Below are 10,647 nucleotides of genomic sequence, written 5' to 3' on the forward strand. Positions count from 1 at the left end.
GCGACGACGTGGATGTCGGTGAACCCGGCGGCGCGCAATGCGGCGACGGCGGTCTCCCCGCCGACCCCGTGCAGCGCGGTGAGGGCGATCCGAAGGTGGCGATGCGGGGACCGGGGCAGGGTGGCGACGCGCGCGAGATACCGCTCGACGAGGTCGCCGTTCGTGGGCGTCACGGCTGCGCGCGGCACTGCGTCGCGAACCTTGTCGATCGCCGCTTCGATGTCGCGATCGGCGGGAGAGTCCAGTTGGGCACCGTCGGCGAGGTAGACCTTGTAGCCGTTGTCGGTCGCGGGATTGTGTGACGCGGTGATCTGGACGCCGGCGACCGCACCGAGTGTCCGCACCGCGAACGCGGTGATCGGGGTCGGTAGCGGCCGGGGGAGCGCGACCACGTCGAATCCGGCTGCGGCGAGGACTTCTGTTGTCGCGGTGAAGAAGTCCGCTGAGCCGATGCGGGCGTCCCGGCCGACGACGACGGTCCCGCCGCCGTGCCCGCTCGTGTGCAGCCAGGCCGCGAGTCCGGCGGTCGCCTGTTCGACGACCGGCACGTTCATGCAGTCCGGTCCGTCACCGACCGGTCCGCGTAGTCCCGCGGTACCGAAACGCAGGCTCACAACCGGCCCGCCAGTTCGCGCAGCAGATCGCCCATCCGGCGGGCGGCGGCCTGGCCCGCGGCGAGGACCTCGGTGTGGTCGAGGTGTTCGCCGGTGACGCCGGCGGCCGCGTTGGTCACCAGCGAGATGCCGAGGACGCGGGCACCGGCGGCGCGCGCCGCGATCGTCTCGTGCACGGTGGACATGCCGACGAGGTCGGCGCCGAGGGTGCGCAGCATCCGGATCTCGGCGGGCGTCTCGTAGTGCGGGCCGGGCAGGCCGGCGTAGACGCCCTCGGCGAGTGAGGGATCGATCTGCCGTGCCAGCGCCCGCAGGTCGGATGAGTACGCGTCGACGAGATCCACGAACTGGGCGCCGATCAACGGTGAGCGGCCGGTGAGGTTGAGATGGTCGGACACGAGCACGGGATCGCCGACCTTGAAGTCGGGGGAGATGCCGCCGGCGGCGTTGGTGAGGATCACGGTGTGGGCGCCGGCCGCGACCGCCGTGCGGACCGGATGTACGACCCGGCTCAGGTCGTGGCCCTCGTAGGCGTGGATGCGTCCGGACAGCACCAGTACCGGTGTCCGCCCGACCGTCACCGAGTGCACGGTGCCGGGGTGACCCGCCGCGGTCGGGGGCGTGAAACCGGGTAGGTCGTGCATGGACACGTCCGCGATCGTCGGTCCGAACCGTTCGACGGCGGCACGCCATCCCGAGCCGAGCACCACGGCGACCGGGTGCGCGGGTACTCCGGTGCGCGCGGCGAGGGCGGCGGCGGCGCGGCCGGCTTCGGCGGGTGGGTCGAGGATCGCGTCGGGTGCTCCCATGACGCAAGACCCTAACGTCAACCATCTTGTTACTACCGAGTAGCAAGTGGGTCTATTCTCGTGGTCATGCCTTACCTCGAACGCGACGGCGACGTCTTCGTCCTGTACCTCGGCAACCGGGATCAGGAGGTCGACGAGAACCGCTTCCACCCCGACCGGCTCGCCGAGATCGGCGCATTGCTCGACGAGGTCGACGCGCACGAGGGTCCGGCGGCGCTCGTGACCGCCGCGACCGGCAAGTTCTGGAGCAACGGTCTCGACACCGACTGGATCTTCGCCAACATCGCCGACCTGCCCGGCTACCTCGACACCGTGCACGCACTGTACGTGCGGATGCTGACCTTTCCCGCCGCGACCGTCGCCGCGATCCAGGGCCACGCATTCGGCGCCGGGGCGATGCTCGCGCTCGCCCACGACTTCTCCGTGATGCGCGCCGACCGCGGCTTCTGGTGCCTGCCCGAGGTGCAACTCGGTATGCCGTTCACCGTCGGCATGTCGGCGCTGCTGCGGACCCGGCTGATCAGCAGCACCGCGGTCGAGGCCGTCACCACGAGCCGTCGCTACGGCGGTTCCGACGCGTCCGCGGCCGGAATCGTCACGCAGGCCGTCGACGGGGATGCGGTCCTCGCCGCGGCCGTCGAGCGGGCCGCCGGACTGACCTCCACCCGCGGCGCGAACCTCTGCGTCGTCAAACGCGGTCTGCACGAGCCGCTCCTCGCCGCGCTCGCAAGGAAGACGGACGAGTCGAACTTCAGTTTCGGCTGATCGCTCCCGCGCTCGGCGGTGCCGGCACTTGCGCCCCGCGCGCATGACAAACTGATCGAGTGACGACCGAAGCGGACAGGGCGATCGAGGCTGCGACCGGTGAGCTGATCGCCCTGTCCCATTCGATCCACGCGGAGCCGGAACTCGCGTTCAACGAGCACCGCAGTGCCGCGAAGATCGTCGAGGTGCTGCGCGGACACGGTTTCGACGTCCGCACCGGAATCGCGGATCTGCCCACCGCTTTCGACGCCCGCTACGGCAGCGGCGAACTCGTCGTCGGCGTCTGCGCCGAATACGACGCGCTGCCCGGGATCGGTCACGCCTGCGGGCACAACATCATCGCCGCCGCCGCGGTCGGCGCCGGACTGGGGCTCGCGGCCGTCGCCGACGAACTGGGCATCACCGTGCGGGTCATCGGCACACCGGCCGAGGAGTCCGGGGGCGGCAAAGTGATCATGCTCGAACGCGGCGTGTTCGACGGCGTCGCCGCCGTGATGATGGTGCATCCGGGCCCGTTCGACGCCACGGGTGCGACCTCGCTGGCGCTGGCAGACATTGCCATCGCATTCGAAGGACGTGAGGCGCACGCGTCGGCGGCACCCGAATACGGACGCAACGCCGCCGACGCTGCGACGGTGGCGCAGGTCGCCGTCGGGCTGCTGCGTCAGCATCTGCTGCCGGGCCAGCAGATCCACGGCATCGTCAGCGACGGCGGCACCGCCCCGAACATCGTGCCCGCGCACGCCGAGTTGCTGTACTACCTGCGTGCGGCCACCGCGGATTCGCTGGCGGACCTCTCCGAACGCGCCGGACACTGCTTCGCGGCGGGGGCGCTCGCGACCGGGTGTACGCATCGGATCCGGACGGTGTCACCGACCTATACCGAACTCACTCCCGATCCGTGGCTGGTGCAGGCATATCGTGAGGTGATCATCGAGCAGGGACGGGCACCGCTGCCCGTCGAGGAGGAAGGATCACGCCCGCTGGGCAGCACCGATATGGGAAACGTGACGAATGTGGTGCCGGGTATCCATCCCGTCATCGGGCTCGATTCGGGTGGCGCGGTCACACATCAGGCGGCCTTCGCGGCCGCGTGCATCACCGAATCGGCGGATCGGGCGGTGCTCGACGGAGCGCGTGCGCTCGCCGCGACCGCGATCCGCGCCGCGACCGATCCCGTCCAGCGCGCTCGCCTGCTCGAAGGGGCAGCGAGCCGATGAATCCGTATGTCGAGAAGTGGCTCGGTGACCACACCGGGGACCTCACCGCGTGGCGCCGGCACATCCACGCGAACCCGGAACTGGCCCGGCAGGAGTACGCGACGACCGAGTTCGTCGCCGAGCACCTGTCCGCGGCGGGACTCGAACCGAAGGTGCTGCCGCGCGGCACCGGCCTCGTCTGCGATCTCGGGCCCACCGACGGGCCTCGTTTCGGACTGCGCGCCGACATGGACGCCCTACCCATGCAGGAACTGACCGGCGCGCCGTTCGCCTCGACGGTTCCCGGCGTGTCGCATGCGTGTGGCCACGACGCGCACACCACTGTGCTGCTCGGTACCGGGCTCGCCCTGAATGAGGTGCCCGAATTGCCGGTCGGTGTCCGGCTCGTGTTCCAGCCCGCCGAGGAGGTCATGCCGGGCGGCGCGCTCGACGTCGTCGCCGCAGGCGGCCTCGACGGGGTGTCCCGGATTTTCGCGTTGCACTGCGATCCGCGTCTGGAGGCGGGGCGGGTCGGGATGCGGGTGGGTGCGATCACCTCCGCAGCGGACACCGTCGAATTGGTGCTCGATTCGCCCGGTGGGCACACCTCGCGTCCGCATCTGACCGGCGACCTCGTCTACGGACTCGGCACGGTCATCACCGGCCTGCCCGGCATGCTCAGCAGGCGCATCGACCCACGCACCGGAACCGTGATGGTGTGGGGTGCGGTCAGCGCGGGCAAAGCACCGAATGCGATCCCGCGCACCGGGATGCTCGCGGGTACCGTGCGCACCGGCGACCACGAGACGTGGGAGTTGCTCGAACCGATGGTGCGCGAGATCGTGCACGGCCTGCTCGCCCCCACCGGGGTCAGTTACGAACTGAACTACCGGCGGGGTGTGCCGCCGGTCGTCAACGACGAGGTCTCGGCCCGCATGTTCGAGGCCGCGATTCGTGCCGTCGACCCCGACGCCCTGTCCGACACCCCACAATCCGGTGGGGGAGAAGACTTTTCGTGGTATCTCGAACAGGTTCCCGGGGCGATGGGCCGGCTCGGCGTCGGTTTCGGCACCGGGCCGGAACTCGATATCCACCAACCCACGTTCGATCTCGACGAGCGGGCGCTGGCCGTCGGAGTGCGCGTGTTGACAAATCTCGTTCTCGGCGCCGGACGAATGACCGATTCGACCGAATTAGCCGAGCCTGGCCTCAGCCTGTAGGTTCCCTGTGAGGGACAGCTCACAACAGGAGGCCCACATGCACACACGACGCGGGATTGCCGCCGCTCTCACGGCCGCAGCATTGGTGGCCACCCTGGCCGCGTGCGGCAGTGACGACAGCGCAGCGGACGACACCACGCCGGGCGACAGCAGCGACGCGGCGCTGACGCTGTACTCCGGACGGAGCGAAAACCTCGTCGCGCCCCTCATCGAACAACTCGAGAGCACCCTCGGATTCCCGATCGAGGTCGTCTACGGCGGCACCCCGGAGATCACCGGCAAGCTCCTCGAAGAGGGTGCCTCCTCACCCGCCGACGTCGTGTTCAGCCAGGACGCGGGCGCCCTCGGCCTCCTCGACCAGCAGGGCATGCTCGAAGTGCTGCCCACCTCCGTGACCGACCTGGTGCCCGAGTACTACCGCGCCGCCGACGGCACCTGGGTCGCGACGTCGGCCCGGGCCCGCGTGCTCGTCTACAACGACGACAAGGTGCAACCGCAGGACCTGCCCACCGGCATCGACGGACTTCTCGACCCGAAGTGGAAGGGGCAGATCGGCTTCGCCCCGACCAACGCATCGTTCCAGGCGTTCGTCACCGGACTGCGGGTTTCCCGCGGCGAAGACGGTGCCCGCCAGTGGCTCGAGGCGTTCACGGCCAACGAACCCGTCGCGTTCGAAGGCAACGGCCCCCTCATGGAGGGAGTGAACACCGGCCAGGTCACGCTCGGGCTGACCAACCACTACTACTGGTACGGCCTCGCGGAGGAGCAGGGCGCCGAGAACCTCGCCGTCCAGGTCCACTACTTCCAGGCCGGCGACCCGGGCGCGCTGGTGAACATCGCCGGCGCCGGTGTCCTCGCGACCACCGACCAGCCCGAGCAGGCCCAGCAGTTCGTCGCGGCTCTGCTCTCGCCCGAATCCCAGACCTACTTCGCCGACGAAACCTCCGAATATCCGATCGTGCCCGGTATCGAGACCGCGCACGACCTGCGTCCGCTCGACGAGATCGGCACCTCCGACATCGCACTCGCCGAACTCGCGTCGCTCGAGCAGACCCAGTCGCTGCTGCAGGAACTGGGCATCATCTGAGCATCCTCACCGCTCCGCTCCGCGCCCGGCGCGGCCGGCCGATCCTGGCCCTGGCCGCGTCGGGTGTGGCCGTCTTCGCGCTCGCCCCGGTCGTCCACCTTGTGATGCGTGCCTTCGCCGACGGACCGGACCGGGTGTGGTCGCTGATCTTCCGGCAACGCACCCTCGACCTCGTCTGGCGCAGCGGCATCCTCGCGCTCACCGTCACCGTCGCGTGCCTCGTCATCGGGATCGCGGCGGCATGGCTCACCACCCGCACCGACCTCCCCGGACGTCGATGGTTCGCGCTCGCACTCAGCGTGCCGCTGGCAATCCCGTCATATGTGTCGGGTTTCGTGTGGATCGCCCAGTTTCCCGCGTTGGAGGGCTTCGCCGGCGCCGCGCTCGTGCTGACCTGCGCGTCGTTCCCCTACGTGTATCTGCCGGTGGCGGCCGCTCTCGCCTCGATCGACCCCGGCCTGGAAGAGGTGGCCCGCACCCTGGGGCGATCCCGCATCCGTGCCGTCCTCACCGTGACGCTACGCCAGGTGTGGCCCACCGCGGCCGCAGGCGGACTGCTCGTCGCGCTGTACACACTCAGTGACTTCGGGGCGGTCGCGCTCATGCGCTACGAAGCGTTCACCCTCGCGATCTACGGCAGCTACCGCGGGCTGCTCGATCGCACCCCCGCCGCCGTGTTCGGACTGGTCCTGGTGGCGCTCGCCGTGATCCTCACCGTGTCCGAACGCGGCGTGCGGCGCGGCGCGACCGCCCGCGTCGGATCCGGTGCCGCCCGGAAACCCGGCCCGGTGCCGCTCAGCAGCGGGACGCTCCCGGCGGCCGGCTTCCTCACCGCCGTGCTCGTCGTCTCCGCGGGAGTCCCGCTGGCCGGGCTGGCCCGCTGGCTGTGGCGATCCCAACAGGCCTCGGTCGATTGGTCCGGCATCTGGACCGCGACCACCTACACCGTGTGGGTCGCCGCGCTCGGCGCATTGCTGACCACCGCACTGGCCCTGCCCGTCGGCGTGTTCGCTGCCCGTTCGACGTCGCCACTGGCCCGGTTCACCGAAAGCGCCGCCTACGTCGGCTTCGCGCTGCCCGGCATCACCGTCGGCCTCGCACTCGTGTTCTTCGGGATCCGGCTGCTGCCGCAGTGGTACCAGCAGACGCCGATGCTGCTCGTCGCATACGCCGTGCTGTTCCTTCCCCTCGCCGTGGGATCCATCCACGCGGCGGTCTCGGCGATTCCCCCCGGACTCGAAGACGCATCCGCGACCCTCGGCAGCGGGCGCTTCAGCACCGGCCTGCGCGTGACGATTCCGCTCGCCGCACCGGGGGTCGTCGCCGGTTGTGCGCTGGCCTTCCTCACCATCGCCAAGGAACTCCCCGCGACGTTGCTGCTCGTCCCGATCGGCCACAACACCCTCGCCACCGGAATGTGGAAGCACACCGAAACCCTCGAGTACGGTTCGGCGGCGCCCTACGCGGTGATTCTCGTGCTCATCGCGGCCTTGCCGTCGCTGGTTCTGGGCCGGCTGCTCCGGGGCCGTATCGATGCCGAAGCCGGTGAAAAAATGAAACGCGGTGCGAAGTGAACGGTTTGATCGTCGACGAGGTGTGTGCCCGCTACGGGACCGCCGAGGTCGTCACGGACGTGTCCGTCGAGGTGCCGAGCGGGGATCTGCTCGCCGTGCTCGGCCCGTCCGGCGGCGGCAAGACCACGTTGCTGAGGGTGATCGCGGGTCTGCACTCGTCGAGTTCCGGCCGAGTCGTCGCGGACGGCCGAACCGTGACCGACCTGCCCCCCGAACGGCGCGGCGTCGGCCTGGTACCCCAGGAAGGTGCGCTGTTCCCGCACCTGGATGTCGCCCGCAACATCGGATACGGGTTGACGCGACCCACCTGGGATTCGCGGGTGCGGCAGCGCGCGGCACGGACCCGCCGCGTCGAGGAACTCCTCGACCTGGTCGGCCTCACCGGCATGGGGCACCGGAAGCCGAGCGAACTGTCGGGGGGCCAGCAGCAGCGGGTCGCGCTGGCTCGCGCGCTCGCGCCCCGGCCCGCCGTAGTCCTGCTCGACGAGCCGTTCAGTGCGCTCGACGCGGGACTGCGGTCCAGCCTGCGGGCCGACGTCCGTGCCCTGCTGCGGGAACAGCAGGTCGCCGCGGTGCTGGTGACGCACGATCAGGCCGAGGCGTTGGCGATCGCGGACCGGGTCGCGGTGATGCTCGGTGGCAGGCTCGCGCAGGTCGGCACACCGGAGGAGGTGTACCGGACGCCGGTGTCGGTCGCGGTGGGTGAGTTCGTCGGGGAGGCGATCGTGCTCGACGCGGAGGCGGACGGCAACCACGCGCACACCGCGGTCGGGAAGGTGGCGCTGACCGAGGCGGGGCGCGGCACCGGCCGGATCCTGGTCCGGCCCGAACAGATCACCGTCGAACCCGCTCCGGGCGCGTCACCGTTTCGGATCCGCGACATCGCCTTCGGTGGCGCGCACAGCGAACTGCGGATCGACTGTCCCGGCGCGGCGATCCGGGCGCTGCGCGGCGGTGCCGACGACCTGCGGGCAGGTGACGCGGTGTCGGTGCAGGTGTGCGCGCCGGTGCCGTTCTACCCGGTCTGATCTACCAGGTCTGATCTACCCGGTCCGATCGGCCGGGTCGTCAGAACACGTCGGGCCGGCCCGGGCCGACGTTGCGGCTGTTCCGGGTACGCAGATCCATCACATAGTCCGACGGCGCGCCCGCGATCTCCGCGGCATCGGCCATCACGCCGATGTACCGGGCGGACGGCAACCCGCCCTCGTACGCGTCGACCACATACAGCCAGGCGAGCGCCGGACCGTTCGCCGTGTCCACCCGCAGCCGGATCTTGCGGTGGAAACCGAGTTCGGAACCTTCCCAGCGGTCGAGGCTGCGTTCGTCCTCGTCCGGGACGTCGTACAGAACCACGAAGACCTTCTCGTCCTCGTCCTCGACGACGGTGGCGAGTGCTCCCTCCCAGCCGAGGTCGGCGCCGCTGAACGTCAGGCGCCAGCCGTGCAGCCACCCGGTCCCGGCCATCGGCGAGTGCGGGCAGCGCTGCAACATCTGCTCCGGATGCATGTTGGACCCGTAGGCGGCGTAGATCGGCACGTGCCTAAGGCTAATCGGTGACCGCCCGACGCACGTTTCGGGGCGCTCGCCGCGGGCGTGCCGCGTCGGGGTGCGGCACCTGCCCTCGGTGGCATAGCGTTGTCGCGGGCGCGCGGTGACCCCGGATGCCCGAGACGGACCGAAGACCATTTCGGAATCGATACAGAGGGAGAAAAATGACCCGGATCGTGATCATCGGCGGTGGGCCTGCGGGCTACGAGGCTGCCCTGGTTGCAGCCCAGTACGGCGCGACGGTGTCACTGATCGATTCGGACGGGATCGGCGGCGCCTGCGTGCTGTTCGATTGTGTGCCGTCGAAGACGTTCATCGCCTCGACCGGTGTGCGCACCGACATGCGCCGCGCAGCGGACCTCGGTGTCGAACTCGAACGCGCGGCGGTGTCGATGCCGCAAGTCCACGCCCGCGTCAAGGGTCTGGCCCGAGCGCAGTCCGCCGACATCCGCACCAAACTCGAAGCCGCCGGGGTGTCCATCTACTCCGGCCGCGGTGAAATCATCGACCGCGAGATCGGCATGGCCGCGCATCAGGTGCGGGCGAACCTGTTCACCGGTGAGGAGAAGGTACTCGACGCGGACGTCGTGCTCGTCGCCACCGGCGCGAGCCCGCGGGTGCTGCCGGGTGCGGAACCGGACGGTGAGCGCATCCTCAACTGGCGTCAGCTCTACGACCTCGACAAGCTGCCCGAGCATCTGATCGTCATCGGCTCCGGTGTCACCGGTGCCGAGTTCGTTTCGGCGTACACCGAGGTCGGTGTGCAGGTCACCCTCGTGTCCAGCCGCGACCGCGTGCTCCCGCACGAGGACGAGGACGCCGCACTCGTGCTCGAGGACGCGCTCGCCGAGCGTGGCGTCACCCTCGTCAAGCATGCCCGCGCGGACGTGGTCGAGCGCACCGACGCCGGGGTGCGCGTGCTGCTCGCCGATGGCCGCATCGTCGAGGGCAGTCACGCCCTCATGACCGTCGGTTCGGTGCCCAACACCGCCGGTCTCGGTCTCGAACGGGTCGGCCTCGAACTCGATCGGGGCGGCTACCTGCCGGTCGATCGGGTGTCCCGGACCTCGGTCGCGGGCGTGTACGCGGCGGGCGACTGCACCGGTCTGCTGCCGCTCGCGTCGGTCGCCGCGATGCAGGGCCGAATCGCGATGTATCACGCGCTCGGTGAAGGTGTCAGCCCCATCAAGCTCAAAACCGTTGCGTCCGCGGTGTTCACGCGCCCGGAGATCGCCACGGTCGGGGTCAGCCAGGCCGCGATCGACAGTGGGGAGATCCCGGCGCGCACCGTGATGCTGCCGCTGAACACCAATCCCCGCGCGAAGATGGCGGGACTCAAGCGCGGTTTCGTGAAGATCTTCTGTCGTCCCGCGACCGGTGTGGTCATCGGTGGTGTCGTGGTCGCGGCGACGGCGTCGGAATTGATCCTGCCGATCGCCATTGCCGTGCAGAACAACCTGTCGGTCAACGATCTCGCCGCGACCTTCTCGGTCTATCCCTCGCTGAGCGGGTCGATCACCGAGGCGGCACGCCAGTTGATGCGGCACGACGACCTGGACTGACGTGGCGGGTGTGCCGATGCTATGTCTCATAATGTGAGATGAGATTTCATATGGTGGTGCCGTGACGGGGTAGGCTTCCGTCGGGTCCGGTCGTACCCACGGCCGCTCGTCACGGCACTTCTCCGCTCGCAGACCGCGGCGCCCGGTGCCGATCCGCCCCGAACCCTCTGCTCGTGGAGCCCCCATGACACGTATCCGAGCCCGCCGCCTCGACGGGTTGACCAGTTCCGCCATCCGCGACCTGCTCGAATTGACCTCCCGGCCCG

General features: G+C 69.8%; 9 protein-coding genes and 1 pseudogene. 7 read left to right on the forward strand and 3 right to left on the reverse strand.

Translation table 11 applies throughout. The features are described from left to right. Together WAX14_RS04250 and WAX14_RS04255 are read right to left on the reverse strand one after the other, a co-directional pair. Positions 1-614, reverse strand: a pseudogene (locus WAX14_RS04250) (phospho-sugar mutase); the annotation flags it as partial. Next, complete coding sequence (locus WAX14_RS04255) at positions 611-1,423, reverse strand: purine-nucleoside phosphorylase (protein ID WP_422626843.1); 813 nt, start codon at positions 1,421-1,423, stop codon at positions 611-613. The gene WAX14_RS04255 and the pseudogene WAX14_RS04250, both read right to left, overlap by 4 nt. A gap of 66 nt (positions 1,424-1,489) precedes the next feature. On the opposite strand from WAX14_RS04255, the gene WAX14_RS04260 reads away from it, so the two are divergent. The 6 genes from WAX14_RS04260 to WAX14_RS04285 all read left to right on the forward strand — a co-directional run bounded on the left by WAX14_RS04260 (position 1,490) and on the right by WAX14_RS04285 (position 8,296). Further along, complete coding sequence (locus WAX14_RS04260) at positions 1,490-2,188, forward strand: enoyl-CoA hydratase/isomerase family protein (RefSeq protein WP_422626844.1); 699 nt, start codon at positions 1,490-1,492, stop codon at positions 2,186-2,188. Positions 2,189-2,247: 59 nt separating this feature from the next. Further along, positions 2,248-3,408: a M20 family metallopeptidase gene (locus tag WAX14_RS04265; protein WP_422626845.1), complete on the forward strand. Its 1,161-nt coding sequence runs from the start codon at positions 2,248-2,250 to the stop codon at positions 3,406-3,408. Further along, entirely contained in the window at positions 3,405-4,607 is a 1,203-nt protein-coding gene (locus tag WAX14_RS04270; protein WP_422626846.1) for a M20 family metallopeptidase, read from the forward strand. The genes WAX14_RS04265 and WAX14_RS04270 overlap by 4 nt, the downstream gene beginning before the upstream one ends. Positions 4,608-4,644: 37 nt before the next feature. After that, entirely contained in the window at positions 4,645-5,694 is a 1,050-nt protein-coding gene (locus WAX14_RS04275; RefSeq protein WP_422626847.1) for an iron ABC transporter substrate-binding protein, read from the forward strand. A gap of 65 nt (positions 5,695-5,759) precedes the next feature. Then, positions 5,760-7,268 carry an ABC transporter permease gene (locus WAX14_RS04280; RefSeq protein ID WP_422626848.1) on the forward strand — a complete coding sequence of 503 codons (1,509 nt, stop codon included), beginning with the start codon at positions 5,760-5,762 and terminating at the stop codon, positions 7,266-7,268. Beyond that, the gene (locus tag WAX14_RS04285; protein ID WP_422626849.1) at positions 7,265-8,296 is read left to right on the forward strand and encodes an ABC transporter ATP-binding protein; all 1,032 of its coding nucleotides are present in this window, start codon (positions 7,265-7,267) and stop codon (positions 8,294-8,296) included. The genes WAX14_RS04280 and WAX14_RS04285 overlap by 4 nt, the downstream gene beginning before the upstream one ends. A gap of 40 nt (positions 8,297-8,336) precedes the next feature. Here WAX14_RS04285 and WAX14_RS04290 read toward each other — a convergent pair whose 3' ends face one another. Beyond that, complete coding sequence (locus tag WAX14_RS04290; RefSeq protein ID WP_422626850.1) at positions 8,337-8,807, reverse strand: gamma-glutamylcyclotransferase; 471 nt, start codon at positions 8,805-8,807, stop codon at positions 8,337-8,339. Between the two features lie 176 nt (positions 8,808-8,983). On the opposite strand from WAX14_RS04290, the gene WAX14_RS04295 reads away from it, so the two are divergent. Further along, positions 8,984-10,381, forward strand: coding sequence for an NAD(P)H-quinone dehydrogenase (locus WAX14_RS04295; RefSeq protein WP_422626851.1), 1,398 nt, complete (start codon positions 8,984-8,986; stop codon positions 10,379-10,381). Positions 10,382-10,647 lie beyond the last annotated feature (266 nt).

It is taken from the genome of Rhodococcus sp. (in: high G+C Gram-positive bacteria) (assembly GCF_049299235.1).
Classification (GTDB): domain Bacteria; phylum Actinomycetota; class Actinomycetes; order Mycobacteriales; family Mycobacteriaceae; genus Rhodococcus.